Source organism: Corynebacterium curieae (assembly GCF_027570035.1).
GTDB lineage: Bacteria > Actinomycetota > Actinomycetes > Mycobacteriales > Mycobacteriaceae > Corynebacterium > Corynebacterium curieae.
Map to the genome: position 1 here is coordinate 19382 of NZ_JAKMUU010000005.1, position 24026 is coordinate 43407.

Consider the following 24026-nt stretch of genomic DNA (forward strand, 5'->3'; position numbering starts at 1 on the left):
TTGATCTTTATTTGAGGGAATCCCATAAGCCGGTTGCTGCTTCATCGTCCCAGAGGACAACGTTGCCCACCTCGGTGTCTTGGAATCCTCCGATGGGCACGGTTTCCGTTTCCACACCGGAGCCCATGGCCAGGGCTACGCGGGCGAGATGCCAGACGTGCTCGCCTTCGCCCACGATGAACGAGGAAGCGGTGTGGTTGACCAAGGAGAAGGCGCGGAATGGGTTGATAATGGTGGCCGGTGACGTGATCTTATCCAGTAAAGCAGAGAAGAATTCGCGTTGGCGTTGCACGCGGTCTAAGTCACCCATGGCGGTGGCGCGGGTGCGCACGTAACCGAGGGCATCGCGCCCCTTAAGCTGTTGGCAGCCATCTTGGAGGTCGATGCCGGCCAACGGATCATTGATGGGTTCCTTCACGCACACGTCAACGCCGCCGACGGAATCGACCACGTTGGCCAGACCGCCCATGCCAATTTCCGCATAGTGGTCGATGTGCAGACCGGTCGTGCCCTCAAGGGTTTGGGCGAGCAGCTGTGGTCCACCGTAGGTGAAAGCGGCATTGATCTTATCCATGCCGAATCCAGGGACTTCCACGTAGCTATCACGCGGGATGGAGACCAGCTTGGCTTTGCCGGTGCGCGGGATGTGCAGCACCATGATGGTATCTGTGCGTCCCTCGCCCACGTCACCACCGGTACCTAATTCTGCTTGCTGCTCCTCGCTCAGGCCCTGGCGGGAGTCAGAACCTACGAGCAGCCAGTTGGTGCCGGCGGTATTTGCCACTTGTTCCTCTGGCAGGGCCTCGATACGGGTGAGTCGGGCATCGGCCCAGAACATGAAGACGAGGTTGAATACCAGCAGAACAACGAGCGCCAAGCCAACGCAACCGAGGGCGCGCTTGGCCGGATTAACCTTCTTGCGGCGGCTATGCGGGCGCTGACGGGGCACTGGGCGCGGCTCAGTGCGGCGAGGTGGGCGCTGCTGCGCGGCGCGGTACTGGCTGGGATAGCGGCTCGGCGTTGGCGGTGGGGTGCGGCGGCGCGGCGGCTGTGGTGGCTGGGGAGCACGGAAGGACTGCTGCTCCGGTTCGACGCGGCGCGGGGTTTGGCGGGCGGAGGAACGGCGCCGAATGGGGCGGCCGTATCGATCCTTGAGGGGACGTCCATCAGCCCCAAGGACGAATTCAGTGGAGGAGCCATCGCCGGCGCGGCGGGCTTCCCTATGTGGATCTCGTCCTGATTCAGTCATGCGCTATACCTTACAAGGAGCAGGGAGCTTCGCTCGCTTCGCGACGTCCCCTGCGGGTATTTTCACAGGAAGGAATAACCTGTAAAAGCGACGGCGTCGATAAGAAAATGCGCGATGACCAGCGGCCATACCCGGCCCGTGCGGTGATAGTAGTAGCCGTAAATTAAGCCCATAATGATATTGCCGAAACCAGCGGAAACGCCCTGGTAGAGATGGTAGGACCCGCGCAGGATGGAGCTTGCGGCCAATGTGGCGGGAAGCGACCAGCGGGCTTGGCGCAAGCGCGTCATTAGCCACATGACTACCACGGTTTCTTCCGCAAAGGCATTGGCGGCGGCCTTGAGAAGGGAGACGGGGATTTCCACCCAGGCATTGGCAAAGTCACCGGGTATGACCTCCTTGCTCCAGCCCAGGTGGACCGCGGTGAAATACAGAGCGAGACCCGGGAGGCCGATGAGGGCAGCAAGACCTGCGCCCTCCAGCCAGTCGCGAGTGCGGTAGGACCGCGGGAGTATGTGGTCCTTGGCCAGTAGGAAGAGCGCCAAAGCGCCATAGGAACAGAGGACGGCGGCAGAGCACAGCTGCAGGCCCAGATCCACCCAGGCTAGAGAGGACTGGCTGGAATTGAGCGTGACCGATTGCTCGTTGAGCCGCTGCGGGGAGGCCAAGGAATTGATGAGGTTCAACACCGCTCGCACCCCGGAAATGCCGAACGTGAGGGTGAGGACGATAAGCAGCTCGGCGCGTAAGGATTTGGTCATGGGTGGAGGATGTGGGCGAGGCCGAGTAGGGCGGCGTCGGAAAGCGTAATGCCTCCCAGGTGTACGCCCACCGGTGGGTGATTGGAAATGGTCCACGGTACGGAAACGGCAGGCAGGCGTGCCATGTTGAATAAGGAACCCCACGGCGACCATCGGGTCTGGGCCGCGAAATTCTCCTCGTGGGGAAGGGAAAGGAAAGAACCGATGCGCGGCGGATCGGTGGTGAGCATCGGGGTAAGAATCGCATCGACGCCCCACTCTTGGGCCAGCAAGCCGGGCAGCTGCCGTACATGCGCCCGCGCGGCGGCCAACTCGGCGGCGCTAACGCGACGACCTTGTTGGGCAATCCACTCGGCGTATCCTGCCGCCGGGTTAAGTCCTGCCAAGCGGGAGGTAAAGGTGTTCCGGAAGTGAGCAAAGGTAGCACCCGCCTGCGGATACGGGGAAATGGGCACCACCTCGAAGCCGGCTGCGCGCAGGCGCTGCGCGGCCTCGCGGGCAGCGCGCAGGTGGTGCGCATCGACGCGGGTATCGCAAAACAGTGGCTCCGTAAGTAGGCCGATGCGGGCGCGCGGGGTAATCATGCGGTGGCCGTGTAGAAACGCATTATCGGCCACGGTGCGGGTAATAAAGCCCTGCACACCCAGCTCCGTCCCGGCCGGTTTAAACCCCACCACACCGCAGGCAGCGGCCGGTACGCGGATAGAGCCGCCACCGTCGCTGGCGTGCGCCGCGCGCAGCAAACCCCGCGCGACCTGCACCGCCGCACCGCCCGAGGAGCCACCCGGGGTGCAGCCGGGGTAGAGGGGATTATCGGGGTGGGGCAGGCCTACCGGTTCCGTATCCACGCGCAGGCCCAGCTCTGGAGTGGAGGATTTTCCAATGATCAGCGCACCTTGCTCTTCTAAGGCCTCTATGAGGGCATCGCTGCGCTCGGGATGGTAAGTGCGATCGATATTTCCCAATGTAGTGGGCATGCCGCGAACATCGCAGAGATCCTTGGCGGAGAGGATCCAGCCGCTAAGCCGGCCGTGGCCGGAGGGCTTCCGGTCCATATCCAAGTAGGTAAAACCGTGTTCCTCTGGGGTAAGGCCGTGCAGATCCGCGCGGAGTTGTTCTACGGAAAAGTCCATGACGCACCAGTCTAGTGGGCTAAGGTGACGTGCATGACTACTACCATCGCCTTCCTTGGACCGGCCGGAACTTTTACGGAAGCAGCCGTGCACAAGTTCGCTGCGCACCTGCCGGAGGTCGAGGCCATGCCGGTTGGCTCTCCCTCGGAAGCGGTGGCTGCCGTGCGCGCCGGACAGGCAGACTATGCCTGCGTAGCCATTGAAAATTCCGTTGACGGCGCTGTGACCACCACCTTTGATGCGCTCGTTGAAGCAGAACCGGTGCAGATTTACCGCGAGGTGGATATCCCTGTGGCCTTTAGCATCATGACTCGGCCGGGGAAGGGTGATATTCGGCGGCTGAGCACCCACCCGGTGGCGTTCCAGCAAATCCGCGGATGGGTGAAAAATAACTTGCCGGAGGTAGAGTTTGTGCCGGCCAGCTCCAATGCCGCCGCGGCCGAGGCCGTAGCCCATGGGGACGCTGATGCCGCTGCGGCACCAGCACGTGCCGCCGAGATCTTTGGCTTGGAGACTATCGCCCAGGGCGTGGCGGACGTCGAGGGCGCCGCAACGCGCTTCGTTTTGGTAGGGAGGCCCGGAAGGCCCACCGCTCGTACCGGCCAGGACCGCACGAGCGTTATTTTCACCCTGCCTAATGAGCCGGGCAGCCTGGTGGGGGCATTGCAGGACTTTGCGCACCGCGGAGTGGACCTATCCCGGATCGAATCACGGCCCACGCGTGAAGCCTTTGGCACGTACCGCTTTTATGTGGATCTTATCGGGCACATTGAGGATCAACCGGTGGCGGAGGCGCTGCGTGCGCTGTGGCTGCGGACAGAGGATTTGCTGTTCCTCGGTTCTTGGCCGGCGGCAACGCCTGCGGGCAAGCCGCCGCGCGATCTCACCGCGGCGGATGATTGGGTAGCGCGGGCGTGCAGGGGCCAATAATCTAGAGGCATGCCCGGAAGAATCATCCTGCTGCGCCACGGCCAAACCTATTCCAATATTTCCCGCTTCCTTGATACACGGCCGCCTGGGGCTGAGCTTACCGAGCGCGGGCGCGATCAAGCCACAGACGTAGGCCGGGAGTTGGCGCAATTGGTAGGAGAACGGGAGGTGGAGTTTAAGTGCTCCGTCGCATTGCGTGCGCAACAGACTGCAATGCTGGCCGCGCGCGCCTTCGAGCAGGAACGCGGCATGCCAGAGTTCTCCCAGCGCGTTGACGTGATCACCGGCGTGCATGAGATTTTTGCCGGCGACTGGGAGATGGACGGCAGCGAGGACGCCCACCGTTCGCACATGGTGGCCATGCGCGGCTGGTGCGACGGCGAGCCGGATGCCGGGATGGAAGGCGGCGAGACCCTAGATGATGTGTTGGCACGCTACCAGCCGGTTCTGGAAGGCATTGCGGAGCAGCTTGCCGACGACCACGATGTCATCCTTGTCAGCCACGGCGCGGCCATCCGCGTGATGACCAAGCATGCCACGGGGGTTGACGCCGACTTCGCCTATACCGGATATTTGCCCAATTGCCGTTTTATGGTGATGGAACCGCGCGGCAAAAACTTTGGGCAGTGGACCTTGACCCGCTGGGCGGATACCGAACTCTAGCCCCAGCCCAGGCGGTGCAGCTCTTCTTCCTCAAGGCCAAAGTAATGGCCGAGTTCGTGGAATACGGTGACCTTGACCTGTTCTGCTAGGTCTTCTTCACTGCTTGCCCAGCGCTGCAGCGTGTTCCGGTAAATGAAGATGGCATCGGGCAGGAAGCCAGTGTGGTCGAAGGTCCGGTGGGGCAGTGCTACGCCCTCGTAGAGCCCCAACAGCATGGGGTTATCTGGGTTTTCATCTTCTACCAAGATGACGAGATTGCGCATGCGGCGCACGAACTCTTCGGGCACCTGATCCAACGCCTCGTTCACCATCTCATCGAAGCGCTCTTCCGATACCTCTACCATTAGGGTGCGGGGGCTGGTGCGGGGGCGGCGGACTCGGGTGCCGGCTTATCATCCTTGTCCTCGCGCAGCGGATTGCGCTCGGGACGCTCCTCTGGCGGCTTGCCATCGATAGTTAGCGCTTGGCGGCCGCCGGTAGCGGAACCGGTAATGGCGGAGAAACCGCCGCCTGCGCGGGCGTGAACAAGGAAGCAGTTGACGGATTTGGTGCCGCCATTCCAAGAGGCCTCGGTGATCGAACCCCAGAATGGTTGCAGCGTGGATTGGTAGAGCTGCTCTTCACCGCCGAGGTAGTCCTCGGTGGCGGCGGTACAAGTATCGGAGAGGAACTTGTCCATATCCTTGCCATCCGGGTAGCCCTCGGGGAACTGCTTGCCCACATCGATGACGGATACGGTTTCCATCTGGTGCGGCTTAGCGCAGTCAACGACGTGCGGGACTTGCTTATCATCAATAGCTAAGCACTCGCCTGGCTTAGTGAGATTGGCCTGCTCGGAGGCTTCCACGTTGCCGGTATTAAGCTGCGGCACGCCGTGATCATCGGTGGTTTGCAAGCCGCAGAGCAGGGTGCGGTCGCCGCGATCCCAGGCGGACTGCGGCGGAAGAATGGACGCCACATCGTACTTGCCGTTCGGATCCCACTTGCCGTGCAGGTAGCTCACGGTAGCGGATTCGCATAGCTCATCGCGCAGTTGGTGTTGGCGGGTAAGCGCAGGGCGGGTAGCGTCGGGGCCGAACTCGCTGGTGGGATACACGCTTAGGTCTTCGGTTTTGGAGACCTCGAAGCGATGCGGTTCGGAACAAGGCACCTCCTTAAACCCAGTGGCGGAGCCATCCTGCGCGATGTCCCACGTCAAGCAGGCGCTGGCGTTCGCGGCCGTGAATGGCTCTGGCTTAGCGGAGGCGGTCTCAGAGTTATCTCCGCCATCGTGCTGCTGGGCGGCGGTGGTTTCATCGCCGCCCGATTTGTGGGAGCTGATAACGCCGTAGATGCCCATGAAAACGGCCGCCGCGATTGCCGCAATCAAGACAATCTGGACGGCCACAGCGGAACGCCACGCAGGTGATTTCTTCATAAGGACCTTGATTCTACCTTTTAACCAGGATGCTGGCTAGATACTGTTCTCCCTAGCCACCCGGGTAGTCAGACGGTAGCGATCGGTGCGGTAGACCGAGGAGCACCATTCCACCGGCCTATCGCCCGAGCGGGAGTAGCGCACGATGTGAAGCAGTGGGGTGCCTACGGGGACGTCGAGAAGCGGGGCGGTGTCCGTATCAGCCGAGATTGCAGATACCGTCTGGTCCGCATCCGTGATGGGGACGTCGAAGACGGAGTCGAGGATGGCGTATACCGAGTTATAAGTGTCATTTTCTAGCAGGCCCGGTGCAAAAGTGGAGTTATACCAACCATCGTCAATGGAATATGGTTCACCATCGCCCAAGCGCAGGCGGCGTAGATGAATATGCTCTGTTTGCGCGGGGGTATCAAAAAAGAGCGCCGCGTCCTCTGGGGCGCTACTGCGGCCGCTGGTGAGGATTTTGGAGGAAGCGGTGACGTCCTGTGCACCCATCTCATCGGAGAAAGATGCAAGGTGGAGTCGAGAGACTAATGGGTTGGGGGCTACGAAGGTTCCCTTGCCGCGGACGCGGCGCAGCTTGCCCGCAGCAACGAGGTCCCCTATGGCGCGTCGCACTGTGATACGTGACACGCCGTACGTCTCTTCAAGTAGCCTCTCGCCGGGCAGGATATCGCCGGGTTTGAGGGTAGTGCGGCACAATTCTTCGAGGATATCGTGCAATTGGGCGTGCTTTGGAACGGGACCGTCCGTAATTGTGCGGGCGGGAAGCTGAACGGCGGACATAACTCCATGATAATTCGCTGGTTATTACCACCGCAAGGTGGTGCGAATACGCTAAACTTACATTCGTGATTGATCTCAAGCTACTCCGCGAAAACCCTGACGTTGTCCGTGCTTCCCAGGTGAACCGAGGTGAGGATCCTTCCCTCGTCGATCAGCTATTGGAAGCTGATGAGCAGCGCCGCGCTGCTATCCAAAAGGCCGACGAACTGCGATCCGAGCAGAAGGCTTTTGGCAAGAAGATCGGCCAAGCCTCCCCAGAAGAACGCCCGGCTTTGCTGGAGGGCTCTAATGAGCTGAAAGCCAAGGTCAAGGAGGCTGAAGAGGCACAGTCCGCGGCTGAGGCCAAGGTGGAAGAGCTGCAGTACAAGCTGGATAACGTGGTCGAAGGCGCTCCAGCTGGCGGCGAAGATGACTTTGTGGTGCTAGAAGAGGTTGGCCAAATCCCCGAGTTCGACTTCGAGCCCAAGGATCACCTCGAATTGGGCGAGTCCCTTGGACTTATCGACGTCAAGCGTGGCGCAAAGGTTGGCGGCGCTCGTTTCTACTACCTCACTGGCGATGGTGCTTTCCTCCAGCTGGGAATGCTCATGTTGGCGGCTCAAAAGGCGCGTGAGGCCGGCTTTAAGCTGATGATTCCGCCAGTTTTGGTTCGTCCAGACATCATGTCCGGTACCGGCTTTTTGGGCCAGCACTCCGATGAGGTTTACTACCTGCCGGCCGATGATATGTACTTGGTAGGCACTTCTGAGGTGGCCCTAGCTGGCTACCACAAGGACGAGATCATTGACCTTTCTAATGGTCCGCTGCAGTACGCCGGTTGGTCTTCCTGTTTCCGCCGTGAGGCAGGTTCCCACGGTAAGGACACCCGCGGCATTTTGCGTGTCCACCAGTTCGACAAGCTAGAAATGTTCGTCTACTGCAAGCCGGAAGACGCGGAAGATATGCACCAACGCCTGCTGTCTATGGAAAAGGACATGCTGGCTGCCATGGAGCTGCCTTATCGCACAATCGACATTGCCGGTGGCGACCTCGGCTCTTCGGCGGCCCGTAAGTTCGATAACGAAGCGTGGGTTCCTACCCAAGGCACCTATCGCGAGCTGACCTCCACCTCGAACTGCACTACCTTCCAGGCTCGTCGCCTATCCACCCGTTACCGCGATGAGAACGGCAAGACCCAGACCGCAGCCACCCTGAACGGCACCTTGGCGACGACTCGCTGGCTCGTTGCCATCCTGGAAAATCACCAGCAGGCTGACGGCTCCGTCGTCGTCCCTGAGGCACTGCGCCCCTTCGTGGGCAAGGATGTCTTGACCCCGCAGTAAGTCCGCCGTCGTCCTGGAGAGTTATGAACGCTGCGACGAATTTCCTGTACCGCCAGATCACCCACATTGGCAGGGGGGTGACTCTGGCGCAGGGATTAAAAATGCGCCTTTCGGGCGAGGAAAACATCCCCGATAAAGGCGGCGCGGTATTGGTTTGCAACCACACCGGCTACATGGATTTTCTCTTCGGTGCGTTTTTGGCCTACCGCAAAAGGCGCTTAGTGCGATTCTTGGCTAAGGCCGACATTTTCAAGTCACCAGTGGCGGGACCCCTGTTGAAGGCAATGCACCATGTGCCAGTTGACCGCATCGATGGCGGCGCCTCGTTACAACAGGCAGTACAACTAGCCAAGGACGGCGAGCTTGTCGGGGTGTTTTCTGAAGGGACGATTTCCCGCAGCTTTGAAATCCGCAGCATGAAAAGCGGCGCGTCCCGCATTGCCTATGAGGCAGGCGTGCCAGTTATTCCCCAAGTCATCTTCGGATCGCAGCGCCTGTGGACCAAGGGGCACAAGAAGAACTTGGGGCGGACCAAGACCCCGGTTTTTATCACTGCCTTGGAACCGTACTATCCCACTGGCGATGCGGAAGCCGATACCGCGGAGATTCGCCGCCGCATGCAAGAAGCACTAGAGGGGCTATGGGACCAATACGAAGCCGAGTTTGGCCCAATGCCCGCCGGCGAATATTGGGTGCCTGCCCGTAAGGGGGGTGGCGCCCCCACCCTCGCGGAGGCTGAGGCTCGCGACGCTGAAGTAGAAACGGAGCGCCACCGTGTGCGCCGCTTGCGCGATGATTTGGTGGGGCTTAAAGAACGCGTGTCAGTCACGACGGTGGACCTAGTCCGCAACCGCATGGCGGCTGCTAAAAACGCTGAAGGAACTACGGCAAAGAATATGGCGCGCACCGCCCCTGAGACCTTGGAATGGATTAAGACCAACCTCAGTGCCGTGGTGGAAGAAGCAACCCGTGGTCTGGATGAAGGCCGCGATAAGGTCGCAGATGTCATGGCTCAATTGAAGTCCGATGTGGCGCAGGCCCAGGCCTCGATCACTGCAAGTAGCAAGGAGATATGGGCCGGTTCTGTGGCGGAGCAAGGCCTTTTGGCTGCGGCTACGCAATCTCGCCTAATTGTCTCGCGCCTGCCGCACCGCATGAAGACGCAGTTTTCTTCCATTCCCCGTGTAGTGGTGGCGCACAACAGTGCCTTGAATTGGGAGGATGGAGCTTTAACTCCCCGTTTGCGTGAAGCTTTCGCAGATATTTATCCGGCTGCGGAAGTTCTCATAGTGGTCTCTCCTGCCGGTGGCATCGATGTTCCGCAAGCCGTGTGGAAGATTGTCCTCGACGAGACTGCTGCCCAGCCGCGCTTGGATATCGCGGCGATGTCGGTTACCGCTGCCACGGCGGCACAGGGGGTGGAGTGTATCCTGCAGGATCTCCAAGCTGAGCCGGAAGAGGCGTTAGTTTTTGCAAATGAACCGGGGGACGAGGAATTCCTTGAGTGGATTCCAGCTGTGGCCTTGGAAACCGCGCCTATTGAGGTAGTGAAGGGAGCCCAAGCGGTTACCTACTCTGCAGAAAAGGCGGGGATGTCCGAAGTGCTCGAGGCGATGGCTCGTTTAGCGAAGAAATAGCGAAGGATTTGCGTCCGCTTTGCACCCCCGCGAGGGGGTGCTTTTTCTTTTTGAATGTCTAAGTATTTTAAGAAAACTGACTGCTTACGGGCCTAAAACTTACGTGTGAGTAACCACATGTGTAACCCGCGTCCGTGACCCCTAACATAGATTTTAGGAGATAAAGTCTCTGCAGCCGCGGTGTGATACTTTCCGCCGAAACCACAATTCATTGCTTTTAGCTGTGCTTATGCCATCTCATTCATGGATTAATGGCGCAGGCACATGCAAGCACCAAGGAAGGAGATGCGGTCAGTAATGACCCAGCAAAGCAACCAATCCTTTAACCCCGAATACTTTGAAAATCTATGGAACAGGTACACCGATGAAGACTATGACGTGGTCATCATCGGTGGCGGATCCGTGGGTGCCGGTGCGGCAGCGGATGCCGCTACCCGCGGTCTGAAGACCGCCGTCATTGAAGCTAGCGACTTCGCCGCAGGCACCTCTTCCCGTTCTTCCAAGATGTTCCACGGTGGCCTGCGCTACCTAGCCATGTTTGATTTCCGCCTTGTGGCAGAGTCCCTCAAGGAGCGCGAGCTCAACATGTCCACCCTGGCGCCTCACTTGGTTAAGCCGTTGAAGTTCATCTTCCCGCTTACCCACCACGTGTGGGAGCGCGTCATGATGTTCGGTGGCTTTACCCTTTATGACCTCATGGGCGGCTCCAAGAGCGTGCCAATGCAAAAGCACCTGACCCGCAAGGGCGTGCTGAAGGTAACCCCGGGTCTGAAGGATGACGCCATCGTGGGCGGCGTGCGCTATTACGACACCCTAGTGGATGACGCCCGCCACACCATGACGGTCCTGCGCACCGCCGCCGAGTACGGCGCTGATGTTCGCACCAATACCGAGGTCATTGGCTTTGACAAGGATCGCGGCGGGCGCATCGTCGGTGCACATGTCCGCGATACTGCCACCGGCCGCGAAACTACCGTGCGCGGCAAGGTATTCATCAATGCCACCGGCGTATGGAATGACAAGATCCAAGAGATGGCCGGCGTGGAAGGAAAATTCACCGTGCACGCCTCCAAGGGCGTGCACATCGTTGTGCCGAAAGATGCCCTCGATGCGGATGCAGCGCTGTGCTTCGTGACCGAAAAGTCCGTCCTCTTCGTCATCCCTTGGGGCGAGTACTGGATCATCGGTACCACCGATACCGATTGGGAAAAGGGCCTGTCCTTGCCGGATCCGGCGCCGACCAAGTCCGATATTGACTATATTCTGGACCAGGTAAACCAGCGCGTACGCCGCCAGATCACCCGCGATGACATCGTGGGTGTCTACTCCGGCCTGCGCCCACTGCTTTCTGGCAAGTCTGATTCCACCACAAACCTTTCTCGCAACCACGCCGTCGCACGCGTGGCCCCAGGCATGATTTCCGTTGCCGGCGGCAAGTACACCACCTACCGCGTCATTGGTAAGGATGCCGTCGACCTTGCTGTTAAGGAACTCGGCACCAAGGTCCCAGAGTCCATTACCGAGCAGACCCCAATTTTGGGTGCTGCCGGCTACCACGCCCTGGCTAACCAGGTTCCGTCCCTCGCCCGCCGCTATAACCTGAGCGAAAAGTTCATTGAGCACCTGCTTGGACGCTACGGCTCCTTGCTGGGCGAGGTCCTGGCGCCAGCCGCAGAGGACGCCTCCCTGCTGGAACCCGTGCCAGGTGCCGAGTCTTACCTGTGGGCCGAGGTGCGTTACGCCGTTACCCACGAGGGCGCGCTGCATTTGGAGGACATCCTGTCCCGCCGCCTACGCATTGCCATCGAGTTCGGAGACCGCGGCGTGAACGCTGCCCCGGGCGTTGCTGATTTCGTGGCGCCGCTGCTCGGCTGGAGCGACGCCGAGAAGGAGCGCGAGGTATCCCAGTTCAAGGCTCATACCCAGGCCGAACTTGAAGCAGAAGCTGCGGTAACTGACCGAGAGGCCAATGACATCTTGGTCCGCGCAGGATCTGCCCGACCCACCCAAAACGAGGTATAAGTTATGACCGGATTTGATGCATTCCTGTGGGAGTTTATCGGCACCGCCTTGCTGCTCCTTCTAGGTAACGGCGTATGTGCGCTGGTAAACCTGCGCACCTCTGGCGCGCGCGGCTCCGATTGGATCGTAATCGCCCTAGGCTGGGGCCTTGCGGTTTTCGTCGGCGCGAGCGTAGCCGATCCCACTGGCGGGCACCTCAACCCCGCCGTCACCGTAATGCTGGCCGTCAATGGCTCACTTGAGTGGTCCCTGGTGCCGTATTACTGCCTGGGACAAATCCTGGGTGCCATCCTGGGTGCCATCCTGGCATGGGCTGCCTTCAAGCAGCTTTTCGACGCCAATAATTACGACGACGCCGGCAATGTCACCGGCGCCAACAAGAACACGAATGGCATCTTCTTTACCAAGCCGGCATATCCCAAGAACGGTTGGAATGCGGTGACCGAGTTCCTCGCGACCAGCGTGCTGTTGATGTTCATCGCCTTTGGCCCCACTGGGGGCGAGCTTGGTCCGATGAGCTATTTCGCTGTTGCTTTCGTCGTGGTGGCCGTTGGCTTGTCCCTCGGCACTCCCACAGGATATGCCATCAATCCGGTTCGCGATCTGGGCCCGCGCATTGCTTATGCCTTCATCCTTCCCATCCAGGACAAGGGCAGCGCGAACTGGGGTTATGCCTGGGTGCCTATCGTGGCTCCGCTGGCCTCGGCGGTAGCCGTTGGCCTGCTGTCTGTTGCGCTTTAATTCCACCTTCGTACAGGAGACTACACACATGACAACTAAGAAATACGTTGCCGCGATCGACCAGGGAACCACGTCGACGCGCTGCATCATCTTTGATCACAATGGCGAGCAGGCTGCCGTTGGCCAGCTCGAGCACGAGCAGATTTTCCCGGAAAAGGGCTGGGTAGAACACGATCCGGAAGAAATCTGGAGCAATACCCGCCGCGCCGTCGGTGAGGCCCTAGCCAATGGCGATATCACCGTGGAGGATATTGATTCCGTCGGTATTACCAACCAGCGGGAAACCACGGTGGTGTGGGATAAAAACACCGGTAAGCCGGTCTACAACGCCATCGTTTGGCAAGATACTCGCACCACCGCTATCTGCAAAGAGCTTTCGGGAGAGGAAGGCCCGGAAAAGTGGCGTCGCCGCACCGGTCTAATCATTAACTCCTACCCGGCTGGTCCGAAGGTGAAGTGGATCCTCGATAACGTCGAGGGCGCACGCGAACGTGCCGAGGCCGGCGAGCTGCTCTTTGGCACCATCGATACTTGGTTGTTGTGGAACCTTACCGGCGGCGCGGAGGGCGATGCCGGCCGTGAGGCCCTGCACGCTACCGACGTCACCAATGCCTCCCGCACCCTGCTCATGGACATCGAAAAGCTGGAGTGGGATGAGGAACTGTGCAAGGAAATGGGCATCCCGATGTCCATGCTGCCGGAGATCCGCCCATCTTTGGGTGATTTCCGCACCGTACGCGAACGCGGTTCGCTCTCCGGCGTGCCTATCCGCGCTATCCTCGGTGACCAGCAGGCTGCCATGTTCGGCCAAGGTTGCTTCCGCGCGGGTTCCGCAAAGAATACTTACGGCACCGGCCTGTTCCTTCTACTGAACACTGGTACCACCCCGAAGTTCTCCGAGAACGGACTCTTGACCACCGTGTGCTTCCAGCGCGAGGGCGAGCGCCCCGTTTATGCCTTGGAAGGCTCCGTGTCCATGGGCGGTTCCTTGGTGCAGTGGCTGCGAGATAACCTGCAGATCATTCCGAACTCCGCGTCTATCGAGAACCTTGCGCGTGAGGTTAAGGACAACGGCGGCGTTTACATCGTGCCGGCCTTCTCCGGTCTCTTCGCCCCGTACTGGCGCGCAGATGCGCGCGGTGTCATCGTCGGCCTCACCCGCTTTGCTAACCGCAAGCACTTGGCCCGTGCCGTGCTTGAGTCCACCGCGTATCAGACCCGTGACGTCGCCGATGCCATGGTTGCAGATTCCGGCGTTGAGATCACCGAGCTGCGCGTGGATGGTGGAATGACCATGAACGAACTATTGATGCAGTTCCAGGCAGACATCCTCGGAGTGGAAGTGCACCGGCCGAAGAATATTGAGACTACCGCGACCGGTGCGGCCTTCGCGGCAGGCTTGGACCATGGCTTCTGGGAAGACCTGAGCGTCTTGGGCAGCCAAGCAGGAGACATGAAGGTGTATAAGCCGAAGCGCGAGGAGGAAGAGGTAGAGGCCCTCTACCGCGACTGGAAGCGCGCTATTAAGCGTTCCCTGGAATGGGAGGATAACGAGGACGAGGACCTGAGCTTCTAGGCCTGACGTAAACTCGCGGGTATGGAAAACTTCCCAGCCCGCGCGCCTCGCCTCATTGCGAGCGATATTGATGGCACCCTGCTGGACCGCAATCATCGCGTCCCGCGTCGCAACCGTGACGTAGTGGCGCGGGCGGTTCAGCAGGGTGCCTATTTTGCGCTTTCCACCGGCCGGCCGTTCCGGTGGATAGCGCCCGTGCTGGAGCAGCTTTCCGTCCGGCCGGTATGCGTGACCTCGAATGGTGCTGTGTTGTATGACTCGGCGGAGGACCGCGTTATGTCTGCCCACGAGCTTTCCCCTGAAGCCTTGGCCGAGGTGGTGGATGTGGCTCAGACCGTGTTGGGCACCGTGGGCTTCGGCGCAGAGCGCGCGGGAGGCTCGCTTGCCGACGCCGTCGAAGAGCTTTTCGTCGTCGAGCGCCACTACTCCGAAAACGCCCTCTTCGAGGGATTCGGCGTGGTCAGCATGGGCGAGCTTGTGGGGCAGCCGGCTGTGAAGTTCCTCATTCGCAACACTGATTATTCCGCCCCAGAGCTTTATGAGCGCATCGCTCCGCATATCGATCCGGAGCTTGCGCACCTGACGTATTCCATGCAAGAGGGAATTTTGGAGGTCGCCGCGCCCAATGTGACCAAGCGCCGTGGGGTGGAATGGCTGGCCGCACACACCGGCGTCGCCCAGCAGGAGACGATCGCCTTTGGAGACATGCCTAACGATATTGAGATGCTGCGTTGGGCTGGCTGTGGTGTGGCAATGGAAAACGCCCACCCGGAGGTTAAGGCGGCCGCGGATGCGGTCACCGTTGCTAACCACCAAGCGGGCGTTGCTAAGGTGCTGGAGCGCTGGTTCTAGTCGGTGAAGACGTCTACCTTTTCCGTTTCGGTATTGTAGACAATCTCGCCGCCTTGGAACTTGACGCGGATGTCCTTGCCATTCTTTTCCTCATTGGAGGTGGGAAGTCCCAGCTTGGAGGCATTATCGCCCTCGGACCACTTCTTGGCAATCTCACCCGTAAGCGCCTTGGTGCCGGATTCCTTGGAGGAAAGCACCACGCCATTTTGGAAGAGCTGGTAAAGGATCTTTCCGCCATCGGCGGTGTCTGGGCCGCCCACGGCCAAGCCCAAGACGGGGCCGAAAGCATTGAGGACGGCGGTCCAAGATTCCTTGAGTCCTTCGTTATCCGAAACCTGTACGACCTTATTGACAATCTCTGGGATATCGCCGGTGGTAAGGTTGCCCGCCACCTTCTTATCGGTGTCTGGCTTCTGCAGGCGATCGTGGGCAATGAGGACGCCAAAGACCGCGGCCGCGATGCCGGCGAGGGCCGAGATGGTGGAGACCGGTACCTCAACATCGCCTAGCGAGGAGGTAATCTCCTCGCCCACCTGTTGCGGGGTTTTGGGGGCATTGGGCTTGGGAGACCTTTGCCAGTTCAGATCCGTGCTATTTTTGCCGGACTTGATGGAATCCGCCTTGCGCTTGGTGTTCTTACGGATTTCATCCCAGTGGCGCATGGTGTACTGACCCGGGCACGCCGTGTTGTGGAAATCATTGTGGCCCGCGAAGGCCGGAACATTGGCCATGGTCCCTGCCGGGAACTTGGAGCCGTAGAAGCCGCCGGAGTACAAGCTAGCCTTGCCCATCGGATCGATGCCGGAGATAGCAGCCTTCCAGCCGGCAATCTCGGCGACGGAGTTGAGCATCTCACGAGACGGCTCCGCTGTCTCGTAGTTGCCAATCATGGAAATGCCCCAGTTATTGGAGTTGAAGCCACCCACGTGGGCGCCCTGGACGGCCTTGTCTAAGCCGCCGTAGCGGCCCTCGTAAATCGTGCCGAACTTATCCACGAGCACGTTGTATCCGATATCGCACCAGCCTAGGGTTTGCGCGTGGTACTCGTAGGCGCCGCGGACCTGTGCCGCCGCCTGTGCGCGGGTGTAGTTATTGGTGCCCGCGGTGTGGTGCAAGGTCATGGCCTTAATGCCATCGTCATACGTCGGCTGCTGGCAGCGCTTGGATTCGTCCGCACCCCATCCGGCGCGGGAGACAACCTTGGGCATACCCGCGGTTTCCGCGGTGGGTTCGATAGCTTCGCCTTCTTGGGCATTGCCATCGATAAATACGGCGTCGAGATCCGCAACCTGGGTGCGCTCATCGGCCACGGGGGAGATATCGCCGACGTTATACGCAAGCGGCGCCGGGCGGTTGGCATCAGCGCCCTTAGCGGCCTTGTCTAGGAGGGAGTCCTGCTTTTTGTCCAGGTTGGAGCCAGTGACGAGATCGACGTTGGCCATCGAGACCTGAACATCATTGGTATCGCCCACGAAGATGAGCTCGGTGCCGTTCTTACCCTCGGAGTAGTTCATCGCATCCATGGGCAGCCACTCGCTCCAAGAACCGTCCTGCTGCTTGGAGCGCACGAAGGAGTTGATATCTCGCTTGCCCTCCCAGGTGACGGCGAACATGTTGAAGGGGTCGTCACGGTGGAATTGCTTAACCGCGCGACGGCCTTCGCCATCGCCTTGCGCTGCAACGGCCGGATCGTCAACGACGATGGATTCGCCGTCGCTAAAGCTGGTGGAGGCGTTCTTTACCTCAATAGGGCCGCTGTTGCCGGAATCTTGGGTTTTGAGAACTTGCTGCCCGCCAAATGTGGCCGTCACGGTGAGTGCGACGGAGGTGACCGCCGCGATGACGGGGGTGGACCATTTTGACCTGGTGGGTACTAGTCGACGTCGTTGTTGCACTGTTATCTCCCTGGGGTTGTGCAGCTGTAAAAACGGTTGCCAAAAGTTAAGAGCTGATAGTGATGGTACGTTTGAGGCTTTTGTGAAACTTGTTGCGACACGCCGATGCACGGTGTCCGGTGTCGAAGTGCAATAAGGTGGAGGCCATGACTTCTTATGACCTCATCGTTGTCGGCTCTGGATTCTTTGGCCTGACGGTTGCCGAGCGTGCCGCCAGCCAGCTGGACAAAAAGGTGCTCATTGTGGAGCGTCGCAACCACCTCGGCGGCAATGCCTACTCCGAGGCCGAACCCACCACCGGAATCGAGGTGCACAAGTACGGTGCGCACCTCTTCCACACCTCCAATAAGCGCGTGTGGGACTACTGCAATAAGTTCACCGATTTCACCGACTACCAGCACCGCGTCTTTGCCATGCACGATGGCACCGCCTACCAGTTCCCGATGGGCTTGGGTCTTATTAACCAATTCTTTGGCCGCTACTATTCCCCAGATGAGGCCCGCCAGCTCATTAAGGATCAAGCCGGCGAATTTTCCCCGGAGGAAGCGCAGAACCTAGAAGAAAAGGCCATCTCGCTCATTGGCCGCCCGTTGTATGAGGCCTTCATTCGCGATTACACCGCTAAACAATGGCAGACCGACCCGAAGGAGCTTCCGGCGGCGAATATCACCCGTCTACCGGTGCGTTATACCTTCAATAACCGCTACTTCAACGACACCTATGAGGGCCTGCCTGTCGAAGGCTACGCGGCATGGCTAGAAAACATGGCCGATCATGACAATATCGAGGTCCGCCTCGATACCGACTGGTTTGAAGTGCGCGACAAGCTGCGCGCCGAATCTCCAGATGCGCCCGTGGTCTACACCGGCCCGCTGGACCGCTACTTTGACTTTGCCGAGGGCGAGCTAGGCTGGCGCACTCTCGACTTTGACTTAGAAGTGCTGGACACCGGTGATTTCCAGGGCACCCCAGTGATGAACTACAACGATGCGGATGTGGATTTCACCCGCATCCATGAGTTCCGCCACTTCCATCCGGAGCGCAAGGATAAGTACCCGAAGGATAAAACCGTCATCATGAAGGAGTACTCGCGCTTCGCCGAGAAGGGTGATGAGCCGTATTACCCCATCAATACCCCGGAGGATCGCACCAAGCTTGAGGCCTATCGCAAGCTCGCAGCACAGGAATCCAAGGATAATAAGGTCCTCTTCGGTGGCCGCCTAGGCACCTACCAGTACTTGGATATGCACATGGCCATCGGATCTGCGCTGTCCATGTTTGATAACAAGCTTGCACCATTCTGGAACGAGGGTAAGGCTATCGAACAAGAGCGTGGCCACTAAGCGCTATGCTTGATCACCTCTGAGGAAAGGAGGTGACGGCATGGCTGACCGACGCATGTGGAAGATGTCGCCGGAGCGGCTGCAAGAGCATCTGAAATTGCGCAGCCGCGCATCGCGCATTCCCGATAAAAAGAAGGAACAGTCAAAGAAGGCCTGCCGGAACACTCGGCGGGCCTTTCCGCATTTTTGGCGTGGAAAACTACTGGGTTATCCCCAAACGTTTGACTTAACCCAACGTTAACCGCTAAAGTTAACTTTAAGTTAACAAATGGCAAACGGGAAAATAATCCGAGAAAGGGGATAACAATGAACCAGTTTGAAACCCTGCGCCAGGATTTGCATGAGAACTACGGCCATGAGTACACGTCCGCAGAGATCGATACCAAGCTCGATGAGGTAATTGCCAAGCACACCCAAAAGGCCGAGCTTGATGAATTTGTGCCGCTTTTGGTGGAGCGCGAGGTGCGCGAGTACTTCGGCAACCACCGCATTCACGTCCGCTTTGCTGCTGGGACGAATAGTGCGCTGGCTCAAGCGGCAGCGGAGCTGACCCGCAGGTATGCCGGCGAGGCCCTCTTTGTAGATACTGCCGTTGCTCACCCAGAAAACGAGGAGGAAGGCCACCTTGCGCACGTCATGAATGAGCGTGGCATGGGTGATGCACCGAATAAGTACCTCGATGAGGTGCGCACGGTAGCGATGCCGGACTACATCGTCTTCTTGGGCCGTGAGGTGGAGCGCGACGAGGCTGGCAAAGATATCAAGATATGGGATATTGCCTCCGCTGAGACCGTGGAGCAGGCGCGCGAGTTGGCAGATGACCTAGAAGCACGCGTGCTCTACATGCTCAATAAGCTGGGCATCGATCCGGTAACCGAGCCGGTGAACGCTTAAAAGCGATAGGGGTTGGGCAACTGGGAGGAGACATTATTATTGGCCACCCAGAAGCCTGCAAACCTAAAGGGCATGTAGTGCGTGCCCATGCCGGGGCGCCACTCGGGGGTTCCCAGTAGTGGGGGAGTATCGCGGTCGCGCTGCGGATACAGCTTTTCCGGCAATGCGCCCACCATGGGGTGGTAGTCCTCCAAGAGGCGCGCGAAGGCAGAATCGAAGTCTTCGCGCGAAAGATCCTGCGCCAAGTCATTAATGCGCTGGGTAATCTGGCGCAGGCTGTCATTGTCGGGCTGGCGGGATAGGGCCGCTTGGGCGTCGCCAAGCAGCCATTGCACCTCGCCGGCGCGAACCGCGGTATCGCCGGAGCAGAACCTTTCTAGGGAATCTACCTGTGCTGCGGCGGTATTGATCTGCTTGAGTGCTTTATATGCCTTCTTGACGGACGCAGCGTGCAGGGAGAAGTCCTGGATGCCTTCCAGCGCCCTAATTGTTGGCAGGGCATCGGTATATTGGCCGAGCAATGATTGCCACTGCACCTTGAGGTAGTCACCCGCCAAGGGGGAATGCAGGGCGTTAATCCGCGCCTCCGTGCGGGCGATGAGTTCTTCTGCCCTATCGCGAGCGCCTTCTATATAGTCAAAGCGCTTACGCAGCCGCGCACGCCGGACGAGCAGATATACGATGAGGCCAACGGTCCCGAGAACCACGATCACCAAAGTGCCGGCAATAAACAAGGTCCACGTGGGCATTTGTTCCCCGTAGTGCCGGCGCACGGAGGTATCCGCAGCGGCGCGCGTAGCCAAAATCATGCCGACGGTGTAGTTATTGTCCACCAGTGCGGGCCGCATCTGGTCCAAGATGCCATCCACGCGGCCCTCGTCATAAATTTTGATGTCGTGGCATACCTCGGTCCCGCAGTGCACGGCCATGCTATTAGGCTCGAAGCCGACAGCAATGACGAGCACATTCTTTTGGAGCCCGCTTTCAGTCATGAACTGGGGATGCTCGCGCTCCAAGTCCCGAAAAAGGGTATGGGAAAACTCCTCGCCCGAACTTGGATACGTGGCGTAGATGACCTCGTGCACAGAATCCGGAAGACGAATGGACCGTGCCTGCGTAGTAATGGCATCTTCGTCTGAGTTACTTAGGATCTGAGCGTGGTCCAAAAAATCCACCGCGGGCCTTTCCGCTGCTAGGGCGGCGGGTGCGCTGGTAACAGCGAGAAGACCTACTGCTACCGCGCAAGGAACCCATCTCATGATGTTCCATCATACGGGCTCCCGCGTGTAAACCGTAGTACTTATGCAAAAGCAACTACGCTAAATCGCTGACTACTGTTTATACCGTTTGGAGAATCGAAGCTATCGTGACTGCCAACAACACCCAGGCCCATGAGCCCCTGCAGCGCATCCTGCTGCCTAAGCGTGGCGAGCCCTTTGATGTGCGGATGCTCTACCTCATCGAAGCCGAGCAAAACCGCGAACGCCTTAGCTGGTTTGACCGCACGTCCGTAACCATCCCTGCCGGCGAGGAAGCCTCTTTTGAGACCTATTTCAATGCCTTCCCGGCTTCTTATTGGCGCCGCTGGTCGCAGCTGCGCTCCGTTATTCTCAGCCTAGACATTGAGGGCCAGGCAAATATTTCCCTGTACCGTTCTAAGCAGGATGGCCAGCGCATTTCCGTGGCCAACCACCTAGTAGGCTCCGGTCACCACGAGTTTGAGCTGCCGCTCAAAAACTTCGAGGACGGCGGCTGGCTGTGGTTTGATATCACCGCCGAGCAGGAAACCACGCTTGCCGACGCCGCCTGGTGCTCCCCCCACGCCCCCGGCCCGCAGCTGCTGCCGGACGGCACCGAACAACCGGCGCAGGACAAGCGCGTGGCAGTCGGCATTCCTACCTTTAACCGCCCGACCGATGCCGTGGCAGCACTCAAGGCATTGGCCGAGGATCCGGTGGTAGATGAAATCATCGACTTCGTCCTCATGCCGGACCAGGGTAACCAGCACCCTGCTGATGAACCGGGCTATGACGAGGCAGTGGCCCACTTTGGCGATCGTTTCCGCGAGTTCCGCCAGGGCAATCTGGGCGGTTCCGGCGGCTACTCCCGCATCATGTACGAGGCGCTGGAAAATACCGATTCGCCCTTCATCCTCTACATGGATGATGACATCGCCATTGAGCCGGACTCCGTACTGCGTGCGGTTCAGGCGGCCCGCTACGCCGCCAAGCCCATCATCGTGGGCGGCCAGATGCTTAACCTGCAGGAGCGCTCCCAGCTGCGCACCACCGGCGAGCGGGTCAACCGCGCCGATTTCATGTGGGGCGCAGCCCCACACGCCGTTTACGATCATGATTTTGCCAAGTACCCGCTGCGCGCCATTGGCACCCGCGAGACCCACCTGGATCCCAAGAAGTACGATTCGCGCGCGCTGCACCGCCGCGTTGACGTGGAGTATAACGGCTGGTGGATGTGCCTCTTCTCGCGCATCGTGGCAGAAACTAACGGCCAGCCGCTGCCGCTATTTATCAAGTGGGACGATACCGAGTACTCCCTGCGCGCGGCGCGCAATGGATTCCCCACGGTGACCTGGCCGGGTGCCGCCATCTGGCACATGGCCTGGGCTGACAAGGACGATGCCATTGACTGGCAGGCCTATTTCCACCTGCGCAACCGCCTCATTGTTGCCGCGATGTACCACGATGGCCCGGCCAAGGGCATCACCAAGTCCATCTTTAAGTCCACCCTCAAGCACACCATGTGCATGGAATACTCCACCATGGCCATCCAGATTGAGGCCATGCGGGACTTCCTTGCTGGACCGGATCGCCTCTTTGGCATCCTGGAGTCCTCGCTGCCGCGCATCGCACAGATCCGCAAGAACTACTCCGATGCCGTCATCTTGGAATCCGCCGATGAGCTGCCTGCTCCCACCGGCGCGCCGGGTGTACCCACCCGAAATATCGGCGGCCGCCTGGCCAAGATTAAGAAGATCCCGTGGGCCATCAAGGGCCTCAAGCACCTGGTCAGCAAGGAAGACGCCGCGCACCACGAGGCGCCGCAGCTGAATCTCACCCCGGACGAGGCTCGCTGGTTCACCCTCTCCCGTGTAGATTCGGCCACCGTCTCTACCGCAGGTGGCACCGGTGTGGCCTTCCGCAAGCGCGACCGCGACCTAGCCAAGGACCTCGTTTCCCAGACCCGCGAGCTGCTGAAGGAAATCGAGGAAAACTTCGATGATCTGCGTGTCGAATACCGCGCGGCGCAGCCAGAGCTGACCTCGCGTGAGTCTTGGAAGCAGGTATTCGATGCCCAGTAAGCTATCAGAAGCAGAATCGCGCGTTCTCGAATCCATCCAGGGCGCGGCTTTCGACGTGCCCGGCGTGCTTCCCACCGCCCGCGGGCTCAGCCACTGGGGCGAGCATGCCTTGGGCTGGATGGGTACCGCTGCGGTAGGGGCGGGCATCGATAAGCGCCGCCGTGAAGGCTGGATCCGCGTAGGGGCCGCTGCCTTCCTCGCGCACGCCGCCAGCGTGGTGCTCAAGCGCATCGTGCGCCGCAAGCGTCCGGACTATTCGTACGTGCGCGTGGGGGTAAAGACTCCCTCCAAGCTATCTTTCCCCAGCTCGCATGCCACCTCGACCACTGCATTCCTCGTTGCGGTAGCTCGACTTACCGGCCGCAAGACGCCGCTGCTCGGCGTGCCGGTGATGATGGCATCGCGTATGGTGCTCGGGGTGCATTATCCAACCGATACGGCAGTGGGTGCGGCCATCGGCGCTGCCACCGCGGAGGTCGTGATGAAAGGAATGAAGCATGAGTGATGATGGAAACCAGCACTTTTTCCATTCGGAACCGCACACCTCTGGCGTAGATACCGGCCGCAAGCGCAAGCCGCCGAAGAATCTTGCTGATGGCATGATTAAGGCCCTGCGCCCCAAGCAGTGGGTCAAAAACGTCCTAGTGCTGGCGGCCCCCGCCGCGGCCGGCGCCGATGCGTTATTCCATGGCCGCGTGCTTGTCGACGTCCTCTTGGCCTTCGTCGTTTTCTGCCTCGGCGCTTCCTCCATCTACCTGATCAATGATGCGAAGGACTGGCGCGAGGACCAAGAGCATCCGACCAAGCGTTTCCGCCCGATTGCCTCCGGCGTGTTGCCCATTAAGCTCGCCTATGTCATGGCAGTGGTGCTCATCTGCCTGTCCATCGGCCTATCCTTCCTCGCTACCGCCGGACCGCAGTTGGCCATCGTGATGGCGATTTATATTGCGTTGCAGCTGGGCTATTGCTTCGGTTGGAAGCACATGCCGGTGATCGATATTGCCCTAGTGTCCTCGGGCTTCATGCTGCGCACCATGGCTGGTGGCGTAGCCGCGGGCATCGAATTATCTCAGTGGTTCCTGCTAGTTGCAGCCTTTGGCTCGCTATTTATGGCCTCCGGCAAGCGGTATTCTGAGATCCTGCTGGTAGAACAAACCGGCGCGAAGATCCGCAAGTCCCTAGAAGGCTATACGCCTACCTACCTGCGCTTCGTGTGGACTCTGGCTGCCACTGCGGTGGTCATCTGCTACACCCTGTGGGGCTTTGAGCTCGCTAACGACGCCCAGACGGGTGGCGTGTGGTACCAGATTTCCATGGTGCCGTTTACCATCGCCATCCTGCGCTACGCGGCCGATGTGGACCGCGGTCAGGGCGGCGCACCGGATGAGATTGCACTGGAAGACCGCACCTTGCAGGTTCTCGCTTTGGCCTGGCTCGCCTGCATTGCCATGGCGGTTTATATCATGCCGTTGTTCTAGACACAGCG

General features: G+C 59.7%; 22 protein-coding genes. 14 read left to right on the forward strand and 8 right to left on the reverse strand.

Annotated elements, in window-relative coordinates; genetic code table 11:
• Positions 1 to 7 precede the first annotated feature (7 nt).
• From L8V01_RS09065 to L8V01_RS09075, 3 genes are all read right to left on the reverse strand, one after another.
• Positions 8 to 1249, reverse strand: a complete 1242-nt coding sequence (locus L8V01_RS09065; protein WP_269946743.1) for an LCP family protein — start codon at positions 1247 to 1249, stop codon at positions 8 to 10.
• Between the two features lie 62 nt (positions 1250 to 1311).
• On the reverse strand, positions 1312 to 2010 hold the full coding sequence (locus L8V01_RS09070; protein WP_269946744.1) for a CPBP family intramembrane glutamic endopeptidase: 699 nt from the start codon (positions 2008 to 2010) through the stop codon (positions 1312 to 1314).
• The gene (locus L8V01_RS09075; protein WP_269946745.1) at positions 2007 to 3143 is read right to left on the reverse strand and encodes an amidase; all 1137 of its coding nucleotides are present in this window, start codon (positions 3141 to 3143) and stop codon (positions 2007 to 2009) included. The genes L8V01_RS09070 and L8V01_RS09075 overlap by 4 nt, the downstream gene beginning before the upstream one ends.
• 33 nt (positions 3144 to 3176) lie before the next feature.
• On the opposite strand from L8V01_RS09075, the gene pheA reads away from it, so the two are divergent.
• Positions 3177 to 4073, forward strand: coding sequence for a prephenate dehydratase (gene pheA, locus L8V01_RS09080; RefSeq protein WP_269946746.1), 897 nt, complete (start codon positions 3177 to 3179; stop codon positions 4071 to 4073).
• A 9-nt stretch (positions 4074 to 4082) separates the two neighbouring features.
• The gene (locus tag L8V01_RS09085) at positions 4083 to 4736 is read left to right on the forward strand and encodes a histidine phosphatase family protein (RefSeq protein ID WP_269946747.1); all 654 of its coding nucleotides are present in this window, start codon (positions 4083 to 4085) and stop codon (positions 4734 to 4736) included.
• Here the strand turns inward: L8V01_RS09085 and L8V01_RS09090 are convergent.
• From L8V01_RS09090 to L8V01_RS09100, 3 genes are read right to left on the reverse strand one after another with little or no spacing between them, the layout of a single operon-like run.
• Complete coding sequence (locus L8V01_RS09090) at positions 4733 to 5080, reverse strand: metallopeptidase family protein (protein WP_269946748.1); 348 nt, start codon at positions 5078 to 5080, stop codon at positions 4733 to 4735. The two genes, L8V01_RS09085 and L8V01_RS09090, sit on opposite strands and share 4 nt — an antisense overlap.
• Positions 5080 to 6153 (reverse strand): septum formation family protein, encoded by a 1074-nt coding sequence (locus tag L8V01_RS09095; protein ID WP_269946749.1) that lies wholly within the window; start codon positions 6151 to 6153, stop codon positions 5080 to 5082. Before L8V01_RS09095 ends, L8V01_RS09090 begins: the two co-directional genes overlap by 1 nt.
• A 36-nt stretch (positions 6154 to 6189) precedes the next feature.
• Positions 6190 to 6939 (reverse strand): GntR family transcriptional regulator, encoded by a 750-nt coding sequence (locus tag L8V01_RS09100; RefSeq protein WP_269946750.1) that lies wholly within the window; start codon positions 6937 to 6939, stop codon positions 6190 to 6192.
• A 65-nt stretch (positions 6940 to 7004) separates the two neighbouring features.
• On the opposite strand from L8V01_RS09100, the gene serS reads away from it, so the two are divergent.
• From serS to L8V01_RS09130, 6 genes are all read left to right on the forward strand, one after another.
• Positions 7005 to 8261: a serine--tRNA ligase gene (gene serS / locus L8V01_RS09105; protein WP_269946751.1), complete on the forward strand. Its 1257-nt coding sequence runs from the start codon at positions 7005 to 7007 to the stop codon at positions 8259 to 8261.
• A 23-nt stretch (positions 8262 to 8284) separates the two neighbouring features.
• Positions 8285 to 9898 (forward strand): lysophospholipid acyltransferase family protein, encoded by a 1614-nt coding sequence (locus L8V01_RS09110; RefSeq protein ID WP_269946752.1) that lies wholly within the window; start codon positions 8285 to 8287, stop codon positions 9896 to 9898.
• Between the two features lie 297 nt (positions 9899 to 10195).
• On the forward strand, positions 10196 to 11920 hold the full coding sequence (locus L8V01_RS09115) for a glycerol-3-phosphate dehydrogenase/oxidase (protein WP_269946753.1): 1725 nt from the start codon (positions 10196 to 10198) through the stop codon (positions 11918 to 11920).
• A gap of 3 nt (positions 11921 to 11923) precedes the next feature.
• Positions 11924 to 12661, forward strand: a complete 738-nt coding sequence (locus L8V01_RS09120; protein WP_269946754.1) for an MIP/aquaporin family protein — start codon at positions 11924 to 11926, stop codon at positions 12659 to 12661.
• Between the two features lie 28 nt (positions 12662 to 12689).
• Positions 12690 to 14237 (forward strand): glycerol kinase GlpK, encoded by a 1548-nt coding sequence (gene glpK, locus L8V01_RS09125; protein ID WP_269946755.1) that lies wholly within the window; start codon positions 12690 to 12692, stop codon positions 14235 to 14237.
• A 21-nt stretch (positions 14238 to 14258) separates the two neighbouring features.
• On the forward strand, positions 14259 to 15089 hold the full coding sequence (locus tag L8V01_RS09130; RefSeq protein ID WP_269946756.1) for an HAD family hydrolase: 831 nt from the start codon (positions 14259 to 14261) through the stop codon (positions 15087 to 15089).
• On the opposite strand, the gene L8V01_RS09135 is transcribed toward L8V01_RS09130, so the two are convergent.
• Positions 15086 to 16984, reverse strand: coding sequence for an N-acetylmuramoyl-L-alanine amidase (locus tag L8V01_RS09135; protein ID WP_269946757.1), 1899 nt, complete (start codon positions 16982 to 16984; stop codon positions 15086 to 15088). The two genes, L8V01_RS09130 and L8V01_RS09135, sit on opposite strands and share 4 nt — an antisense overlap.
• A 146-nt stretch (positions 16985 to 17130) precedes the next feature.
• Between L8V01_RS09135 and glf the strand changes: the two genes are divergently transcribed.
• The 3 genes from glf to L8V01_RS09150 all read left to right on the forward strand — a co-directional run bounded on the left by glf (position 17131) and on the right by L8V01_RS09150 (position 19221).
• Entirely contained in the window at positions 17131 to 18327 is a 1197-nt protein-coding gene (gene glf / locus L8V01_RS09140; RefSeq protein ID WP_269946758.1) for a UDP-galactopyranose mutase, read from the forward strand.
• A 40-nt stretch (positions 18328 to 18367) separates the two neighbouring features.
• Positions 18368 to 18568 carry a DEAD/DEAH box helicase gene (locus tag L8V01_RS09145; protein ID WP_269946759.1) on the forward strand — a complete coding sequence of 67 codons (201 nt, stop codon included), beginning with the start codon at positions 18368 to 18370 and terminating at the stop codon, positions 18566 to 18568.
• A gap of 65 nt (positions 18569 to 18633) precedes the next feature.
• Positions 18634 to 19221 carry a three-helix bundle dimerization domain-containing protein gene (locus tag L8V01_RS09150; protein ID WP_269946760.1) on the forward strand — a complete coding sequence of 196 codons (588 nt, stop codon included), beginning with the start codon at positions 18634 to 18636 and terminating at the stop codon, positions 19219 to 19221.
• Here the strand turns inward: L8V01_RS09150 and L8V01_RS09155 are convergent.
• Positions 19218 to 20396, reverse strand: a complete 1179-nt coding sequence (locus tag L8V01_RS09155; RefSeq protein ID WP_269946761.1) for a TPM domain-containing protein — start codon at positions 20394 to 20396, stop codon at positions 19218 to 19220. The two genes, L8V01_RS09150 and L8V01_RS09155, sit on opposite strands and share 4 nt — an antisense overlap.
• Before the next feature lie 191 nt (positions 20397 to 20587).
• Here L8V01_RS09155 and L8V01_RS09160 point away from each other — a divergent pair, with 191 nt between their 5' ends.
• The 3 genes from L8V01_RS09160 to L8V01_RS09170 are packed head-to-tail and all read left to right on the forward strand — an operon-like array spanning position 20588 to position 24018.
• Positions 20588 to 22540, forward strand: coding sequence for a glycosyltransferase (locus tag L8V01_RS09160; protein WP_269946762.1), 1953 nt, complete (start codon positions 20588 to 20590; stop codon positions 22538 to 22540).
• Positions 22530 to 23045, forward strand: coding sequence for a phosphatase PAP2 family protein (locus tag L8V01_RS09165; RefSeq protein ID WP_269946763.1), 516 nt, complete (start codon positions 22530 to 22532; stop codon positions 23043 to 23045). Before L8V01_RS09160 ends, L8V01_RS09165 begins: the two co-directional genes overlap by 11 nt.
• Positions 23038 to 24018, forward strand: coding sequence for a decaprenyl-phosphate phosphoribosyltransferase (locus L8V01_RS09170; RefSeq protein ID WP_269946764.1), 981 nt, complete (start codon positions 23038 to 23040; stop codon positions 24016 to 24018). Before L8V01_RS09165 ends, L8V01_RS09170 begins: the two co-directional genes overlap by 8 nt.
• Positions 24019 to 24026 lie beyond the last annotated feature (8 nt).